General features: G+C 41.4%; 16 protein-coding genes. 2 read left to right on the top strand and 14 right to left on the bottom strand.

Annotation, left to right across the window (positions count from 1 at the left end; translation table 11 throughout):
* Positions 1–6 precede the first annotated feature (6 nt).
* The 12 genes from fabG to MHH33_RS09380 all read right to left on the bottom strand — a co-directional run bounded on the left by fabG (position 7) and on the right by MHH33_RS09380 (position 14,917).
* A complete protein-coding gene (fabG, locus tag MHH33_RS09435; protein ID WP_342543695.1) occupies positions 7–747 on the bottom strand; it encodes a 3-oxoacyl-ACP reductase FabG in 741 nt (246 codons plus the stop codon).
* A gap of 11 nt (positions 748–758) precedes the next feature.
* Positions 759–1,643 (bottom strand): alpha/beta hydrolase, encoded by an 885-nt coding sequence (locus MHH33_RS09430; protein WP_342543694.1) that lies wholly within the window; start codon positions 1,641–1,643, stop codon positions 759–761.
* A gap of 11 nt (positions 1,644–1,654) precedes the next feature.
* Positions 1,655–2,665 (bottom strand): 3-oxoacyl-ACP synthase, encoded by a 1,011-nt coding sequence (locus MHH33_RS09425; RefSeq protein ID WP_342543693.1) that lies wholly within the window; start codon positions 2,663–2,665, stop codon positions 1,655–1,657.
* Positions 2,665–3,666, bottom strand: a complete 1,002-nt coding sequence (locus tag MHH33_RS09420) for a branched-chain amino acid ABC transporter permease (RefSeq protein ID WP_342543692.1) — start codon at positions 3,664–3,666, stop codon at positions 2,665–2,667. The genes MHH33_RS09425 and MHH33_RS09420 overlap by 1 nt, the downstream gene beginning before the upstream one ends.
* 4 nt (positions 3,667–3,670) lie before the next feature.
* Entirely contained in the window at positions 3,671–4,531 is an 861-nt protein-coding gene (locus MHH33_RS09415) for a branched-chain amino acid ABC transporter permease (protein WP_342543691.1), read from the bottom strand.
* 12 nt (positions 4,532–4,543) lie between these two features.
* Positions 4,544–5,251, bottom strand: coding sequence for an ABC transporter ATP-binding protein (locus MHH33_RS09410; protein WP_342543690.1), 708 nt, complete (start codon positions 5,249–5,251; stop codon positions 4,544–4,546).
* Positions 5,229–6,002 (bottom strand): ABC transporter ATP-binding protein, encoded by a 774-nt coding sequence (locus MHH33_RS09405; RefSeq protein WP_342543689.1) that lies wholly within the window; start codon positions 6,000–6,002, stop codon positions 5,229–5,231. Before MHH33_RS09405 ends, MHH33_RS09410 begins: the two co-directional genes overlap by 23 nt.
* Before the next feature lie 95 nt (positions 6,003–6,097).
* Positions 6,098–7,315, bottom strand: coding sequence for a substrate-binding domain-containing protein (locus tag MHH33_RS09400; protein WP_342543688.1), 1,218 nt, complete (start codon positions 7,313–7,315; stop codon positions 6,098–6,100).
* A 504-nt stretch (positions 7,316–7,819) separates the two neighbouring features.
* Positions 7,820–11,029, bottom strand: coding sequence for a BTAD domain-containing putative transcriptional regulator (locus tag MHH33_RS09395; protein WP_342543687.1), 3,210 nt, complete (start codon positions 11,027–11,029; stop codon positions 7,820–7,822).
* A 130-nt stretch (positions 11,030–11,159) separates the two neighbouring features.
* Positions 11,160–13,871 (bottom strand): aconitate hydratase AcnA, encoded by a 2,712-nt coding sequence (gene acnA / locus MHH33_RS09390; protein ID WP_016427192.1) that lies wholly within the window; start codon positions 13,869–13,871, stop codon positions 11,160–11,162.
* A 137-nt stretch (positions 13,872–14,008) separates the two neighbouring features.
* The gene (locus MHH33_RS09385) at positions 14,009–14,497 is read right to left on the bottom strand and encodes a DinB family protein (protein WP_342543686.1); all 489 of its coding nucleotides are present in this window, start codon (positions 14,495–14,497) and stop codon (positions 14,009–14,011) included.
* An 18-nt stretch (positions 14,498–14,515) separates the two neighbouring features.
* Positions 14,516–14,917, bottom strand: coding sequence for a DCC1-like thiol-disulfide oxidoreductase family protein (locus tag MHH33_RS09380; RefSeq protein ID WP_016427190.1), 402 nt, complete (start codon positions 14,915–14,917; stop codon positions 14,516–14,518).
* A gap of 114 nt (positions 14,918–15,031) precedes the next feature.
* On the opposite strand from MHH33_RS09380, the gene yfkAB reads away from it, so the two are divergent.
* Positions 15,032–16,144, top strand: a complete 1,113-nt coding sequence (gene yfkAB / locus MHH33_RS09375; protein ID WP_016427189.1) for a radical SAM/CxCxxxxC motif protein YfkAB — start codon at positions 15,032–15,034, stop codon at positions 16,142–16,144.
* 25 nt (positions 16,145–16,169) lie between these two features.
* Here yfkAB and MHH33_RS09370 read toward each other — a convergent pair whose 3' ends face one another.
* On the bottom strand, positions 16,170–16,844 hold the full coding sequence (locus tag MHH33_RS09370; protein WP_016427188.1) for a DNA alkylation repair protein: 675 nt from the start codon (positions 16,842–16,844) through the stop codon (positions 16,170–16,172).
* A gap of 535 nt (positions 16,845–17,379) precedes the next feature.
* Between MHH33_RS09370 and MHH33_RS09365 the strand changes: the two genes are divergently transcribed.
* Positions 17,380–17,628 carry a GlsB/YeaQ/YmgE family stress response membrane protein gene (locus MHH33_RS09365; RefSeq protein ID WP_016427186.1) on the top strand — a complete coding sequence of 83 codons (249 nt, stop codon included), beginning with the start codon at positions 17,380–17,382 and terminating at the stop codon, positions 17,626–17,628.
* 37 nt (positions 17,629–17,665) lie between these two features.
* Here MHH33_RS09365 and MHH33_RS09360 read toward each other — a convergent pair whose 3' ends face one another.
* Positions 17,666–18,352: a lytic transglycosylase domain-containing protein gene (locus tag MHH33_RS09360; RefSeq protein ID WP_016427185.1), complete on the bottom strand. Its 687-nt coding sequence runs from the start codon at positions 18,350–18,352 to the stop codon at positions 17,666–17,668.
* Positions 18,353–18,459: the final 107 nt, after the last annotated feature.

The following is an 18,459-nucleotide window of genomic DNA, read 5'->3' as shown; positions in this document are numbered from 1 at the left end:
CCTTTCTTACATCATAATGCCACCGTCAACATGCAGAACATGCCCATGAACATAATCTGATTCTGACGATGCGAGAAATAAATAGGCATTAGCAATATCTTTCGGTACAGCCAATCGTTGCAGTCCAACAATCGATTTCATTTGGTCGATGATTTTATCAGGCATTTTTTCGACCATTGCAGTCAAGGTGAATCCTGGTGCCACAGCATTGACATTGATGCCTTTGCGTCCCAATTCTTTTGCCCACGATTTGGTCATCCCCACGACCGCTGCTTTTGAAGCCGCATAATTGGTCTGTCCGACATTCCCATATACACCACTGACTGAAGAAGTATTAATAATTTTCCCTTTTCCTTTTTCGATTAAGTGTGGCAATACGCTTTGTGTACAGTTAAAGACGCCCGTTAAATTGACATCAAGAACCCTCTGAAAGTCAGCAATGTCCATTTTTGCTAGCATGGCATCTCTGGTGATGCCGGCATTATTCACCAAAATATCAATGCCACCGTAAATTTCAACCGCTTGTGCGACCATGTGCTGGACACTGTCGCGATCCGCCACATCGACTTGAACGAACGTGACATCATAGCCTTGCTCTTTTAACTCTTCTGCTGCTTTCACTCCGGTAGATTCATCATAATCTGCCAGAATGACACGAGCTCCTTCTTGGGCGAAGCGCTCGACTGATGCATAGCCGATTCCATTTGCCCCACCAGTGATAATCGCAACTTGCTTATCTAAACGCATATAGTATCCTCCTAACCTAAAAATTCTTCGATTCGTTGTGTCAGTTGCGGCAAATCATCGATGAGCGGTGAATGACCTGTATTAGTTAATGGAATATAAGTGGCGTTTTCCCCAAGGTCTTCCACGATTTCCTGTGTCATCTCTTCGGATACGACATAGTCACGATCGCCTCTTAAAATTAGTACTGGGATGGTGACATCCTTGGCTTGATTTGTGCCTTGACTTAGCCCGTTATGAACATTGCTGATATTGAACGTGTTTAATGAATGGTATACGTCCGCCAGATTGCGTTGCGTTAGCATATCCGATACATATTCATCGTATTTTTTCTCGTCAGGCTGTTTATGTGTATAAATCAGTGCATTCCAGAGTCCTTTAAGTCCTTCACGGTTTTTCGTATCATATAATCCTTGTATGGCTTTTGTTTTTCCTGCATCAGTTTCCACTTCTTCGATAGATTGAAGACGAGTTTGCAAATCGGGTGTTCCATCTGCCTTCGTCCCGGAGAATGGATACCCACGGGTTGAAGCGGAAGCAAGCAGGACGAGTTTCTCACAGTATCCTGGGTTGTCAGCGACAAATTGCATACAGATCGCACCACCTGTAGACCAGCCGACTAAATGAAATGTTTCAAGTCCGAGTGCATCCACGAAACCTCTCAAGTCAGCGGCAAAGTCAGCTATTCCTTGAACACGAGTATGGTAACTTGATTCCCCGAAGCCTCTCAGGTCAAGCGCATACAGTTTATATCTTGGATCCAGAGCATCAATCAACACATCCCAGTGCTGAGAAGAAGTCATATTTCCATGAACGAGGACGACGACTTGCTCTCCGCCGTACCGTTCACGGTATGAAATCGTTTCGCCATTATCGAGTAATATTTTTTGCATTGCCATTAAACCTCCCCCTATTCAGAACCCCATTTGATTGTTGTTGCTCCCCACGCATAGCCGATACCAGCACTAACCAATACGACAATATCTCCTTTTTGAAGCTTTCCTTGTTGTTGTGCGAGCTGCAAAGAAATGATTTGATCCATTTGGCCAATATGACCGTATTCATGCAAGTAAATGGACTGGTCTTCCGTTAACCCCAGTTCATTGAGCACGTAGTCATGTGCTGATTTTTTCATGTGGAGCATGGCAACGTAAGAAATATCTTGTTCTGTATATCCGCTCTTCGACAAAGAGTGTCGGATGACCTTCAAAAAGTTTTGCATTGATTTTTGTTCCAGACGTTTTTTCATTCCTTCTGGATCGGTGACATCGAGTCGGTAAGAACCCGACGACAACACTTCATTCGTCAGTGGCATTTTCGTCCCTCCGACTGGTACCACGACATCTTCCGAAAAGGATCCATCGGTCATGATATCCGATTCAAGCAAAATATTGTGGCCATGATTCTTTTTCAAAATCATCGCGCCACCTCCCGCTCCGAGATTGAACATGAAGCGGGTCCGCTCGTTTGTATAATCGATGAAATCCCCATTTCGGTATCCACCTGCAAGCAGGACTGTGTCGATGGAATCGTCTGCAAGCATCAAACTTTGAGCCAATTTAAGTGCCAGTATGGTTGTGCCGCAACGCAGTGCGATATCAAACCCCCATGCATGCAATGCGCCGATTTCTTCTTGTGTTTTGATGGCTGCGGTCCATAGTGGGTATTCCTTATGCTCTTCGCCTATATAGATCACGCAGTCAATTGATTTAGGATCGACATGACCTCTGTCTAAAGCATCCTTTGCTGCCCAGATGCCCATCTGAACTGTATGATCGTCAGGACCTGGAATCGGTTTTTTCGTAATGCCCATCTTCTCTTTGACTACCTGTAAAGATACCCCTGATGCTAAAGAGATTTCTTCTGCTGTCATGGAATGGCTAGGTATGTAAAGACCTGTGCTGACGATACCAATTTGCATTACAATCCCTCCGTGCCGGACGACGACTTTTCAAGTACTGCGGGGTTTTTTCGTTTGTGAATTGCTTGTCGGACGGTTCCCACAATGCCTGAAGGGAAGAATATCACCGCCAGGATATAGACAATTCCGAAGAAAATGATCCATCGTTCAAAAATCGGATAGTCCTTAGCCATTCCAGATAAATAATGTTGGGATAATTCGATTACACCAGCTCCAATAATTGGACCTATCAATGTCCCGACGCCGCCGATAATGGTCATGAGCAACGCGTCCAGCGTGATATCCATCGTCAATACACTTGTATTCACGAATCGTAGACTTACCGCATATAAAGAACCAGCCAAACTTGCCACAACGCCAGCTACTACGGAGGCAATCACTTTATAGTGTAGGGTTTTAAATCCGAGTGATTTTGTTCGCTGCTCGTTTTCTCGTACCGCTACCAGCACGTGCCCCATCGGAGATTGCACAAATCTTCTTAATAACAAATACACCACCACAAGGCACACGAGTGTAACGAGATAGAAAACCATACGATCTTTGAAGAATTCCGGTGCGCGGAACGTGAAACCATCATTTCCTGATGTCAGACTGCGCCATTTTTCTGCTAGTACGAGAAATAATCCGGATACAGCAAGTGTCAGCATGGCAAAGAAATGACTCTTCAGACGCAGTGTCATCAAACCGACAATAAGGCTGACGACACCTGCGAGGAACATGCCGGTTGCGATTGATAATATGAAGACACCGATGGTCGGTTCCATCCGGTCTTGCATGACCGCGGTGGTATAGGCACCCATTCCAAAGAACATTGCGTGTCCGAATGAGACGATGCCTGTATAGCCAAGTAAAATGTCATAACTCATGGCCAAAATTGAAAAGATGAAAATTTGCGTCAATAATATTGTCCAGGTCCTGGAATCCGTTACAAAAGGGAAGATGAACAACACAATCGCGATAATGGATAGAAAAATATTGTTCCACTGAAATTTACTGGTCATGTCTTCACCCCTTTGCCTTGAATAATCCTTGCGGACGGAATATTAATACGATGGCCATCAGCATCATGTTAACGGCTAACGAAAGTGATGGAACGTAATACGCCATAAAGCTTCCAGCTAAACCTACTAAAATTGCTGCAAGCAGTGATCCTGGAAAACTGCCCATCCCTCCGATAACCACGACAATGAAACCTAAGATGGCAAACTCCATGCCCATTTCTGCATAAATCACCCCTGAATACGGGGCCATCAGTGCCCCTCCGAGTGCTGCTAATGCGGCACCGGCAATAAAGACATACAGAAATACATTTTTGATGTTGATTCCTAGTGTCTGCACCATTTCTTTGTTCATGACTCCCGCTCGGACAATCAAGCCTATTTTTGTTTTCTTTAAGATGTATTGGAAAATCCCGAAAATCAGGAAACCAACTACAATAATGAAAACTCGGTATTTAATAATGATGACATCCCCAATTTCCCAGCTTCCAACTAAGTAGGGCGGTGTTTTTGCTGGAAGCTGATTAGGACCGAACACGACTTTCAATAGCTCAGTTAAAACAAGCATGAATCCTAACGTAATTAAGATTTGTTGAATATGATTGCCATAGACAGGTGTGATAATCAATTTTTCCGTAATGAATCCGAGAATGATTCCCGTACCGATTGCTCCGAGAATCGCCAGGCCAAAACTGTCTGTCAACGCATAAAACCAAACGGACGAGTAGGCTCCCCAGGCAAATAACCCTCCATGTGCAAAGTTAAGTACGTCCATCAAACCAAAAATCAAGGTCAAGCCGGCAGCAAGAAGGAAAATTAACATGCCAGTGGCTAGCCCATTGATGGTTAAATTCAAGAGTAGTTCCATGACTGATCCTCCTTATCCGATTCCTAAATATTTTCGTTTCACTTGCTCGTCTTGGATTAATTCCTGCATTCGACCTGTCTGGACCGTTTTCCCGTCATCGAGGAGTGTATATGTATCACCGATTCGACTTGCCATCATAAAGTTCTGTTCGACCAAGACAATCGTTGTATGTTTTTTCATATCAATAATGGCTTCCATCACTTTTTCAATGACAATGGGAGCAAGACCTTTAGATGGTTCGTCAATCAGTAGCAACTGACTGTTCCCAACAAAAGCCCTAGCCATCGCAAGCATTTGCTTTTGACCACCTGACAAATGACCCCCGTCCTTTTTCCAGAATTTTTTCAAGTCCGGAAAGAGGTTCAAGACATAGTCCTGTTTGGCCAAAGTGGCTTCATCATCCTTACGCATGGCCACTTTCATGTTTTCTTCAACAGTCAATGCGCCAAATATCCCCTGATCTTCTGGTACATAGCCAATGCCTGTATTCGCGATGGCATGTGTCGGTTTTTTGGTGATATCCTGACCTTTGAACGTGATTTGTCCTTTTGAAGCGGGAGTCAGTCCAAGTATGGTTTTCAACGTCGTCGTTTTTCCAGCACCATTACGACCTAGCAATACGCTGACTTCTCCTTCTTTTGCTTCAAACGAAATGCCTTGTAAAATATGATATTGCCCGATATGGGTGTGGACGCCATCAACTTTGAGCATGGTGTTCATTGTAGGAGCCTCCTAAATAAGCATTTTGCACTGTTTCATTTTGCATAATTTCTTCTGGTGTGCCGTCTGCCAGAAGCGAGCCATTGAACAGCACCATAATGGAATCCGATAAATCCAGAATCATATCCATTTTGTGTTCAATCAGCAAGATTGTTTTATTCTCCTGTTGCTTTATCCGCTTGATGACTTCTAGAATGGTTGGTACTTCTTCGAGTGACATGCCTGCAGTCGGTTCGTCCAACAATAATACTTCGGTATCCAAAGCAAGCAGCATCGCAATTTCTAGTTTGCGTTTTTCACCATGAGACAATTGACTGGCTATCGCCTGTTTCTTGTTCAACAGCAAGACGACTTCGATCAATTGTTCTGCTTTTTCAATAAGTGAAGGGTACGTCTTGATATGGCGTAACATTTGATATCGAATTTTTTCTTTTGATTGCACCGCCAGGCGTATGTTTTCGAGAACAGTCAGGTTGGGAAATACATTCGTGATTTGAAAAGATCGACCTAACCCTTTTCGTGTGCGGTCAACAGAAGAAAATCGGGACATGTCTTCATTTTTGAAATATACTTTCCCTTCGGTTGGCTTTAATTCACCGCTAATCAAATTGAAAAAAGTGGTTTTTCCCGCTCCATTCGGTCCGATGATGGATTTGAAATGTTTTTCAGGCATTTCAAAATTGACATGATCCACGGCTGTATGTCCACCAAAACGGATGGTCAAGTTTTCGGTTCTTAAAATCGTTGTCATCGATGTTCATCCTTTCTTCTGTCTCTCTCCACATGCAGGAATGAATCCTGAACGTGGAGAGAGACAGACCTGTTTAAACAGGCCGTCTCCACGTGTTATTTGTTTTGAATTGGTGGTTCCGTTTCCTCTGGTGACAATTCACGAATTAACACCGGCACTGGATACGGTACGCCATCTTGTTTTTCAAGTTTGATAGAGTACAATGCTTGTAACGCCTGGTGATCTTCTTCACGGAACGTCATCTTGCCTTTAGGCGATTCGAACGACATACCTTCCATAAGGTCGATTAGTTCTTTACTATCCACATTGCCTTCTGACTTTTTCAACGCTTCGACTATTGCAATCGCCGCTGACATACCACCTGGCGTGAATAGATCAGGAACTTCCCCGTTAAAGCGTTCTTTATGTTTCTCTACTAACCAATCATTCACGTCATTTTTTGGTAATGTGTGATAGTAAACAGAGAAGCCTTCCATGCCTACCAATGGTTCCATAATGGACAACGCTGGGATATCAGGTGCACCCGTTGAAATTTTGATGCCTTTTTCCTGAAGTTTTAAATCGGCAATTTGATTCCAAGGTGAGTTTGCTCCTGCCCAAACAACAAACAAGTAATCTGGTTTTGCTTCAATCACTTTTTGTAGATTTGAAGTGAAATCAGTAGCTGCAGGATCTGCATACTCTTCTAACACAATTTCAGCACCTAATTCTTCTGCAGCTTTTTTAAATGCCGCAACGCCGTCCAGACCAAAGGAATAGTCAGGAGCGAATGTAGCAATTTTTACGCCTGGTTTCGCGATTGCCGCAGCACCTGCCACCGCATCTTGTGATGAGTTACGGCCCGTACGGAAGATGTACGGATTGAATTCTGCACCCGTAATACTATCCGCTACCGCTGGTTCTACAATCATGATTTTTTCGTATTCTTCAGCAAGAGGCAGTACCGCCAATGTATCACCTGAACTTGATGAACCAACGATGAAGTCCACTTCATCTTCTTCTAGTAATTTGGTAGCTTTTTGAACCGCTACTTCCGGTTTTGTTTCCGTATCTTCATAAATAATTTCAATTTTCTTTCCCGCTACTTCCATCGTTCCGTCAGTGGCATATTCAATGCCAAGATCAAATCCACGTTGTGTTTGTTTACCGTATGATTCAAGTGCGCCAGTTAACGATGCCAAAACTCCGATTTTAATGGTACCGCCCGTTGCTTCTCCTTCAGCTTCCGCTTCGGGTGAATCCTTATTGTTACAAGCAGAGCTAAAAACAAGAACAAAAATTAAAACAAGAAACAACCATGACTTTCTCTTCATGAAAATCCCCTTCCCCTTCGCGCATTTGTAAGCGTTTACTTGCTTCCTGTTCATCTTATAGAACAAGAGTTACAAAACAGTTACAAAAAAATTCCACTCTGCCAGAGTGGAATTTTTTTGCGACGAAGCAGCGTAGCGATGCAGGAGCAAAAGGTTTTATGCGACGAGTAACCGCAGGAGCAAAATCTTTTCTGCAACGAAGCTAGCGCTAGCGATGCAGAAACAGGAACAATCTTCTCTGCGACGAGTAACCGCAGGAGCAAAATCTTTTCTGCGACGAAGCTAGCGTAGCGATGCAACGCACTTTCATGTTTCGAAGCTAGCGCTAGCGATGCAGAAACAGGAGCAATCTTTTATGCGACGAGTAACCGCAGGAGCAATCTTCTCTGCGACGAAGCTAGCGTAGCGATGCAGGAGCAAAATCTTTTCTCCGACGAGTAACCCCAGACGCAATATCCCCTGAAACCTACGAAAAAACCCGCTCCGAGAAAAGCTCGAAACAGGTCAGGTATAGCCAATCGTAATCAATTCAAACATTTGTTCAGTCGTTTCCATCGGTTTTAACTCAAATTCATTTTCCAGCATTTGCACGCAACGCTCATACCATTTGATTGCTTGGGAGCGGTTGTGTCGCTGGTAGTGGGCATACATCAAAAGACGGTAGGCTTCTTCCCACGTTTGTTCGAGTTTAATTAGTTTCTCAGCCCAATAAATCGTTTGAGCGAATTCCTGCAGTCTGGTCGAATTTTGAGCAAGCCTTTCAATCACTTGCAAATACAATTGCCGAAACTGCTCTTGCTCAAATTGGAACCAGTCACAGGGGCTTTGGTTCAAATAAAAAGACCCTCTATAAAGCGCCGCAGCAGACTTCAATAAAATGATGGCTTGCTTTGGATTGCGTTCTTCCAATCCTTGTGTCGCCAGTTGTTGAAATTGCTGGACGTCACTGATCAATGCGGCTTTCGGATGGATACGATACATATTTTGTTTCCGGATGATGAAATAAGATTCTGCACGAGGAGATCTTTTAGGTTCCAGAACATTGTAAAGTGCATTCAAAGCCACTTTAAAATCCCGATTTGCGGTTTTCTCATCCTGATCAACAAACAGTTCTCCTACCAACTCATCTTTCGGAACATACCGGTCTCTATGAATGAATAAATACACAAATAAATCCTTTGCTTTTTCCCTTTGCCACTTTTTGTCTTCCACTTCTTCATTGCCGAGCGATATGGCTAACGGTCCAAGCAATTGTACATGCAAAGTATAACCCGGATAGTTGATTTGCGTATCTAGTTGCAAATGTTGACTTAAGCGTTGAATATCCTCATCATCAGGCATCAGTTTTAAAGCATGCTGAACGAGTAAGTATACTTGTTGCATATCCAGCGGCCCATACATCGTTAGTTTATCGACAAAAAATGTATACTGTTCGGTCAAAAGAAAGCGGGAAAAGCACTTTATTTCTTCCGTAAATTGAGGAGAGTCATTTAATTGCATTGAACATAAACTCAACCAAAATGATGCAACCACTAAACCAAACGAATCGCCGCATGCCACAAAGTCAGCTTTTGCTTGTCTGGCATACTGATTTGCCTGATCATATTGATGATACATGCAATAAATCATCGCAATACCAATCTTAATATAAGCAGACAGCCAGGAATCCTGAACTGACTCTGTTTCCCGCAATCCTTTTTCAGCAAGGACAAGTGCCTCATGATGAAGACCTTGCTTTGCTTTTAACAGCGCCAACCCCAAATAAGGCTCAGCTTTTCCTCTGGAAACATCCAATTGGTCCATTATGTCGATGGCTTGCAAATACAAACGCTCAGGTGCATCTAACAAATGCAGTCGGTCGATACTTTCTGAATGTCCTTTTCGAATCAACCCGACAGCTTCTACAAAACTGGACTTTTCACGTATGCCACTTTCAATCCCTTTACTCGCATAATTGCTCGCTTCAGTAAGATTCCCAATCATGGCATGCAACAGGGCGAGGAGAACAGCAGCTTCACGATGAGAGTCGGGAACTATATTCCCTTCCCTTAAACGGTTTTCAAGCAGATGAATGGAAGCAGATAGTTTTCCCGTCCTCAATAAAATTCGCGCATCCAAATTGCCATCGGTCAATAGATCCCCTGGTAACTGCTCTTTGACGATAAACGCATTGGCTTCTCTCATTTTTCCTAAATTCACGAGATTCTCGGCAAATTGACGTTTTAAATTGAACATGTCCGTTTGCGACATGGTTGATGTTTGGTTCGCAAATGAAATCGCTGATGCGAGATGCGGATCTGCCAAACCGGGTTGAATTGTATCTAAATAAATATGTGCAAGGCCCGCATGCGCGGTGCTCATATAATAGGCATCATCTTTTTCTGTAGCGAGTGCCAGACATTTCAAGTACGCCTGTTTTGATTTTTCATAATAAGCACGATAGCGATTGGCTTCACCTTCAATAAACGAGAGCGCAGGGTATTCATTGAAAGACTGTAATGGAATTTCTTTTAAACTATCGATGATTAAATCAAATTGTCCCAATTTCAATAATTTTGGTGCCACAGCCATGACGATTTGAGAAATGAAATGAGCATCTTCACATTGAATCGCATGATGAATGGCGCGAATCGAGTCGTTTCGCTGCTCAAAATAGCGAGCTGCTACTTTCTGGGCTAATTTCAATTTTTCCGAATTGGATTTTTTCCACTTGGCAATTAAATATTGCTGGAACAACGCATGATACCGATAGACTGTATCCTCACCGAGTTGTTGGATAAAGCCGTGATGATTGCGAAACGATTGTAAAAATTCCGAAGCCGCATTCCCATAAAAATCATCAATGAATGACAAGGAATACGTCGGGAATATTGAAAACTGCAAAAGCCATTGTTGCTCGTCTTCCGTAAATCTCATAAAGACCTCATCAGATAAATAATGAAATAGATCTTCCATCGCTGGTTTAATCGCCACATCAAATGGGCTCTCCGAACTAACAGACTGTACCGCCATTAATTGAATGGCAATGGCCCATCCTTCCGTAATTTCTAGAATACGTTTGGACTCATGATCTGATAAATGACGGTTGAAATAGTCTTCGAAGTAGACGAGTATTTCTTCTTCCGTGAAGACCAGGTCCTTTTCTTTCACTTCAAGTAATTGGCCACTCATTTTCAACTTTAATAATTGCGTCCATTTTGGTCGAGTGCGCGAAATCAACACTATATGAACATCGATTGGACAATGTTCCAAGATTCGTTCCATCATAAAATTGACGGAGAAAACATGATCAATTAACTGGTAGTCATCGATAATAATGACAAGTGGTTCAGCAATCTGATCCAGTTCATTCACAAACCAGGCATGCCAAGCGATTAATTCTTTCTCTGTGGGAAAGGCTGGCTGTGTGGACCAATCTTTCAATAATTGCTGCCCAAAGCTTGGAACCACTCTTTGGATGCTGCCGATTAAATAGCGTAAAAAAGGTACCAGGTCGTCATCCTCCGAAGAAACGGAGTACCAGGAACAATTGACGCGGCTGTCAGCAATATATTGAGCAATTGCCGAGCTTTTGCCGTATCCAGCCCCACCTGTAATCAATGTGCATTTTTTGGAAGCGATTTGCTTGAATGTGCGTGTCAAAGAAGACCGTCGCATATAAATCTCACTGGTTACGGGTGGTACGAGTTTTGATTTCAGTAAAGGCAGGTTCATGTAATGATTCCCTTTCTTACAAACTCTCTTCCAAAAAGTGTAACATATGAATGTTCGAAATTGAATGACAATTATAAAAGGGAATCACAACAAAAAAAGACTGCCCCTAAGGACAGCCTTTAAAAAATTCTTAGTTTTTCAGTTTGTCACGCAATACCATTGGTAGGATACCGCCATGACGATAGTAATCAACTTCAACTTCTGAATCGAAACGTGCCAACACGTCGAATTCTTTTACAGAACCGTCAGCAGATTTAGCCGTTACTTTCAGGATATCACGAGGTTTCACGCCTTCAGCAATGTTTACGCTGATTTCTTCTTTACCTGTTAAGCCAAGTGTTTCAGCACTTTGACCTGGTAAGTATTGAAGAGGTAAAACACCCATCATAACTAAGTTAGAACGGTGAATACGCTCGTAGCTTTCAGCAATAACAGTTTTAATGCCAAGTAAGTTCGTACCTTTAGCTGCCCAGTCGCGTGAAGATCCCATACCGTAATCTTTACCTGCAAGAACAACTAAGCCAGTGCCGTCTTCTTGGTATTTCATTGCTGCATCATAGATTGCCATGATTTCTCCGTTTGGCCAGTAAGTAGTGAATCCACCTTCTGTACCAGCTGCGATTTGGTTACGGATACGGATGTTTGCAAACGTACCACGCATCATAACTTCGTGGCTACCACGACGTGAACCATATGAGTTAAAGTCGCGTACTTCCACACCGCGTTCGCGCAAGTATTTACCTGCTGGAGTATCTTTACCAATTGCACCAGCTGGTGAAATGTGGTCAGTTGTAATTGAATCTCCGAATTTCGCAACTACACGAAGTCCTGCAAGCGTTTGGATATCGCTTGGTTCTTTTGTTAAACCTTCGAAATAAGGAGGGTTTTGGATGTACGTTGAATCTTCGTCAAATGTATACAATGAATCATTTGATGTTTCAATCGCATTCCAACGCTCGTTTTCACTGAAAACTCGCTCATATTCTTTACGGAATAATTCAGGTGTTACTGTTTTAAGAAGAACTTCTTTCACTTCTTCTGTTGAAGGCCAGATATCAGCAAAGAATACATCGTTGCCGTCTTTGTCTTGACCAAGTGCTTCATTTTGAAGGTCGATATCAACCGTACCTGCTAGTGCATAAGCAACAACAAGTGGTGGTGAAGCTAAGTAGTTAGCTTTTACTAATGGGTGAATACGGCCTTCGAAGTTACGGTTACCTGAAAGTACAGAAGTAACAAGTAGATCGTTTTCAATGATGCCTTTTTCAATTTCAGGAAGCATTGGACCCGAGTTACCGATACATGTTGTACAACCATAACCAACTAAATCAAATCCTACATCAGCCAATGGTTGTAATAGACCAGCGTCACGTAAGTAACCTGTTACAACTTTAGAACCTGGTGCAAGTGAAGTTTTCACGTATGCTGGTGGACGCAAGCCTTTTTCAGCTGCTTTTTTAGCAACAAGACCCGCACCTAACATTACGAATGGGTTTGATGTATTCGTACATGATGTGATGGCAGCAATACCAATAGCACCTGTAGGAATTGTTACTTCAGCCCCATCTGCCATCGTTACTGTAGCAGACTTCTTGAATTCTTTTTTAGATAAACCGAATCCTTGGTTGCCTTGAGGAGCAACAACCGCTTTGTTGAATTCAGACTTCATTTCAGACAATGGAATCAAATCTTGTGGACGTTTCGGTCCAGACATGTTTGGTTCGATTGTAGATAAGTCTAATTCTACAACGTCTGTATATGTTGGATCTTCGTTATCAGCTGTGAAGAACATTCCGTTAGCAGTTAAATATTCTTTAACTACTTGGATGTGATCGGCGTCACGGCTAGTTAAACGCATGTAATCAAGTGCTTCTTCATCAACTGGGAAGAAACCACAAGTTGCGCCGTACTCAGGAGCCATGTTGGCAATTGTCGCACGGTCAGCAAGAGGAAGTTTTGTTACACCAGCTCCGAAGAACTCAACAAATTTCCCTACTACACCTTTTTTACGAAGTACTTCAGTTACTTTAAGTGCTAAGTCAGTAGCAGTTGTTCCGTTTGGAAGGTCGCCAGTTAATTTAACACCAATAACTTCAGGAATCGGGAAGTATGAAGGTTGACCAAGCATACCCGCTTCCGCTTCGATACCGCCTACGCCCCAGCCTAAAACACCGATACCGTTGATCATTGTTGTATGTGAGTCAGTACCTACTAATGTATCTGGATACGTTTCGTATGTACCATCTTCATTTTGTACAGCATGAACAACATTTGCCAAGTACTCTAAGTTTACTTGGTGAACGATACCTGTTGCCGGTGGTACAGCACGGTAGTTGTCATATGCTTTTTGAGCCCAGCTAAGGAACTGGTAACGCTCTGCATTACGTTCGAATTCAAGTTCCATATTGATGCGAAGTGCATCACCTGTACCGTAATTGTCTACTTGTACAGAGTGGTCAATAACTAAATCAACAGGAATTGCAGGGTTGATTTTGTCTGGGTCTCCGCCCATTTCAGCCATAGCTGAACGAAGTGCTGCCAAGTCAACTACTACTGGCACTCCAGTGAAATCTTGAAGGATTACACGTGAAGGTTTGAAAGGTACTTCCGCTTCAGGGTCAACGTCTTTACCCCATTTTGCCAATTCTTCTACGTGGTCATCTTTGATGACATATCCGTCATGTTGGCGCAGTACGGACTCAAGCAATACTTTAATTGAATAAGGAAGGCGGGAAACATTTGCGATCCCTGCCTCTTCTAACGCTGCTAAACGATAATAGTTATACGTTTTACCGTTTAAATCGAAAGAAGTACGGCTATTATGCAAGTTACTTTTTGCCATGTCTTTTCCTCCTTTTGTCTTATGAAAAGGCTCTCATCTATTGGTAGCGACTTTTCTCCAGTTCCTATCATAACGTAGTCTAGTTTATAAGTAAATTACATTAAAATTATTGGTTGTGATAAGTAATGCTTATGACCTTACAACATTTCAATCGTTTTTTTCAATTGCTTTAAATGCCTTTTTTCATGTAGTCCGACAAACGGAAACCACTGAATCAATGGGACTTGACCAAAAATCGGATGTTTGAATGATTTTTCTTTGAATACGGTTTTAGTGCTTGATTCATAAACATCTAATAAGAAGAGTCGCGATTCATGGAGATCTTTCAGCATCTCCATTTTTGTTTTGTATTCTTCAGTCGGAACTGTATAACCCGGGGCTTCTACTTTAATTAATCGATTTGTTGAAAGGCCGATTGGTTTTTTTCTGGCTTTCGGACTATCCGGGTTTTTAAGTTCTCTTGCGATATTGGTAGTAATGACGGTTTCCATGCGCACCAGATGTTCAAAGATTTGCTTTGGCGACCATTTGTCATTTGCGGGTTTTTTATTGAACTGTTCATCTGTCAAACCCTCTATCGTTTGAAAAAGTTCTTTCCGTATTTCATTATTGTCTTCTAAAAACATCTAAAACCTCTCCTTTGATTAACCGACAAATCGTTTACGCTGTTGGGGGGATGGTAGTAAACACGATTGGTTACTACGAATTAAACGGTGTCTGTGCTTTGCTACGAATCGATACAATCCATCTCGTGAAAATTTGGGAAGCATTTTTAACATAGTACCCAAATGGTACGGAGACTTGAGATACGATGACAATACTATCACCGCATCCGATTCCACTAATAATTCTTTTCCCTTAATAACCACGATTGAATCTATTGATTGTAAAAATGGATGTTCTTTTATTATTTGACTCGCAAATTTACTTTGAAGTGGTGCGAAACAAATGGTTTCGTCACGCTCATTCTGCAGGATAAATTGGACAGACTGCTGACAAAAACCACAGCTACCATCATACAGGAGTATTGGATTTGGATAATCCATAAAAATCACCTTTTCTTCTTATATTACTTGAATCGAAACAAAATCTAAAATCTAACGTTTTCAATAGGCTTTTGATATGCGACAATTACTTATTGTAGAAAGGACGATTGATTGATGAATACAACAATTCAAAAGCTTACCCCTTCTTATGATCCTTGGGAAGCTTACTTAGATATGGAAAAACACGGCAAGCTGACGCTGTCGAACATCGAGTTCACGACCACCACGCTATGCAACATGCGTTGTGCACATTGTGCAGTTGGCTATACACTTCAAAACAAAGATCCCGAGGCACTCCCTTTTGAGCTTCTGCGGAAGAGGCTAGATGAAATCCCACATCTACAAACTCTCAGCATTACAGGCGGAGAACCGATGCTATCGAAAAAATCTGTCACGAATTATGTTCTTCCACTATTAAAATATGCGCATGAGCGTGGAGTTCGCACACAAATCAATTCGAATCTGACACTGGATCCTGAGCGTTATATGATGATTGCTCCTTATCTTGATGTTTTACATATCTCGCATAATTGGGGAACGGTAGACGAATTTGTGGAGACTGGATTTGCAGTTATGGAACGAAAACCAACGTACGAACAACGTGCAAAACTCTTTGACCGCATGATTGAAAACAGCCGCATGTTATCTGATGCGGGCGTCATGGTTTCAGCTGAAACGATGCTAAATAAGAAAACACTGCCGTACTTGGAACACATACATCGCCAAGTAGTTGAAGAAATGAAATGCGCAAGACACGAAATTCACCCTATGTACCCTTCAGATTTCGCTAGCAGTTTGACTTCATTGACGTTAGAGGAAACACGACAAGCCATTCATCACTTACTCGATGTACGTGATAAAAACACCTGGATGCTTTTCGGAACTTTGCCATTTTATCCTTGCAGCGCCAGTGAAGAAGATCGTCATCTTCAGCAAAGGTTGAAAGAAGAAACGAATGTCACCGTTCGTAATGACCCTGACGGTCGTTCAAGATTGAATATCAATATTTTCTCAGGTGATGTCATTGTCACAGACTTTGGAGATGCACCTGTACTCGGTAATATGAAGAGTGATTCCTTACCAATCATTTTTGACAAATGGCTGGACTCGCCTCTTGCAAAAGAATTGAACTGCCATTGCCCGGCAGTAAAATGTCTGGGACCAAATGTATTGGTGAAAAACATGTATTATAAAGACCACACATTCATCAGTGACTCCGTAAAATAACAAAAGCAGCCGATTGGCTGCTTTTTCATTTGAAGTGTTTCAGTGCTTCCCTTTTACTTAAAGGTTTCAATTCATTCACTTCTACAAATTGTTGAACAAATACAGGATTGGTTTTTGCGTATTCCCGTAATGCCCAACCAATTGCTTTCTGTATGAAAAATTCATTCGATTCTGCATGATTTAAAATGATTTCTTCCAGTATGTTTTCGTTTGTTTCATTTTTATATTTCAATTGATGCAGAATAGCTGAGCGATTCAGCCACATATTATCTGAATCTGACCACAATCGCATGACTTTTTCTCCATTTGGTCTATCCTTTTTTACAATTTCTCCAACAATGGATGGCGCAATGGAATCGACACTATCCCACCACGATTTTTCCGTTATCAGTTTCTCGATGAAAGACAAATCCTCAAATGTTAATGCTTTAATTTTTTTACTTAATAAAGCTATTGCTACATATTGATATTCCCTTTCAGGCAGCTGATAAATTTCCCACACTTCTTTAAACAATTGTTGTTTTTCGGGAATTTCATGTTCAGCAAAATAGTTTTTTAATGCTTCATTTCGTGCCGGACTTTTAATGCCGAGAAAAGGAAAATTGTGTTTCATATATGCTTCCATAGGTGAAGCCAATTGCTCATCGCGAAGATTTTCAAATACTTGACAATATGTATATCGATCCCATGGTCTCTTCAATAGTAAAACTCCTGACTACTTTGGTGTATGTAATTGGGCGGTCTTTTATGTATCAATCCGTAAAAAAATTGTGGATAGGCAAGCTATCCACAATTTTTAAGTAAATTCAATGACGTCGAATGCGAGATTGAAGATAAAAATCGTGTGAAGCACAACAAACCACATTGCCTGTCGGTTAAGTTTTCTCATCATGATTTCGTCCATCTCAACTCACTCCTTTTTTTAATTATACGCCTTTAATTTTCAATTCACAAAACTTTTTACGAATTTTCTGACATTAAAAACGAAAAAAATATCGGAATCTGAAATTAAAATACATACTTTTTTTGTTTTTGTTCAGACTATTGATTAGCGCTGAAGTTTTTATTATATGCACGCAAAGTCAAACTGGTTTGTAGAATTATTCGTTTGCAGTAGGATATGAAATTGTTATGGTGTAAAAAATATTTTCAAAAAATGGTTTGAAGTGAATCGTTTGAGGATATCTAATTACTAGCAAGTCAAATTAAACTTTATCGAACAGGAGATGACGAACATGGGATTTATTTTATACCTTATTATCGGTGGTATCATTGGTTGGTTAGCAGGGCTTATTTTAGGTAAAGACATACCCGGCGGAATTATTGGTAACATTATTGCTGGTATCATCGGTGCATGGATCGGCGGTATGTTATTCAGCTTCGGACCAACAGTTGCCGATATTCAAATCATTCCAGCATTTATTGGTGCAGTTATTTTAATCTTCATCGTAAGCATGATTTTAAAAGCACTACGCAAAACATAAGATCAAAAAAGAGACGTTCAATTGAACGTCTCTTTTTTTATTGTTCTGAAGAAGCAGCTTGTCCTTGTGTGCCCTGCTCTTCTTCATATTTATGATAGTAATATAATACATCTTCTACATATTCATCACTGCGATTGTACATGTAAATAGCATGTTCAAGATCACCATTTGCTGCTCCATTACTTGCTAAATAGTTCGCTGCACTAAATATAGCGTCATCTAGCTGATATGGGTCTGCTTTCCCATCCTCATTGGCGTCAATACCATATCCACCATATTCGGCAATGACATCTGGGTTTGTTTTATCTTCTTTTGATATATCCCCTTTTCCTTGACCCGAACAACTAGGATGCTGCCATCCTACAAATGTACATGGCATAAACTGCATATGTCCTTCAGCTCCTACAGGAGACAGTAGAGGATCCATAGTTGAGAATTTCGTTTCAATGCGATGATGTGCTGCCAACAGCGTCCATGGAACTTCATATTCCTTCGCTGCTTCCTTGTAAATCGGTATATATTCTTCAGGAATGTCCATATCCATCATCTTTTTGGGTGCATCTTGTATCGATTCAGTCAGTGTGTGGACGATTGGAATTCTTTGTAAATCTCCCCAGTACACACTCGTCAAAACAAACAGAGTCATTGTAATGGGTACCATAAGTATGATTAACAATCCTCTTGTAACTGCAGACAATCGTTTCATTTTCTTTCGTTTTTTCATACATTCGCATCCCGTTTTTTTCATCATTTTATCACAGATGGTAAGACACCGTCACTTCAATTTAGTTTGTGGTCTACTTTTTGACAAATATCATATTGCTTGCATTT

It is taken from the genome of Paenisporosarcina sp. FSL H8-0542 (assembly GCF_038632915.1).
In the GTDB taxonomy this organism is placed as follows: domain Bacteria; phylum Bacillota; class Bacilli; order Bacillales_A; family Planococcaceae; genus Paenisporosarcina.
Note: the sequence above shows the minus strand (reverse complement) of the source record. Positions and strands in the feature narration are given on the sequence as shown.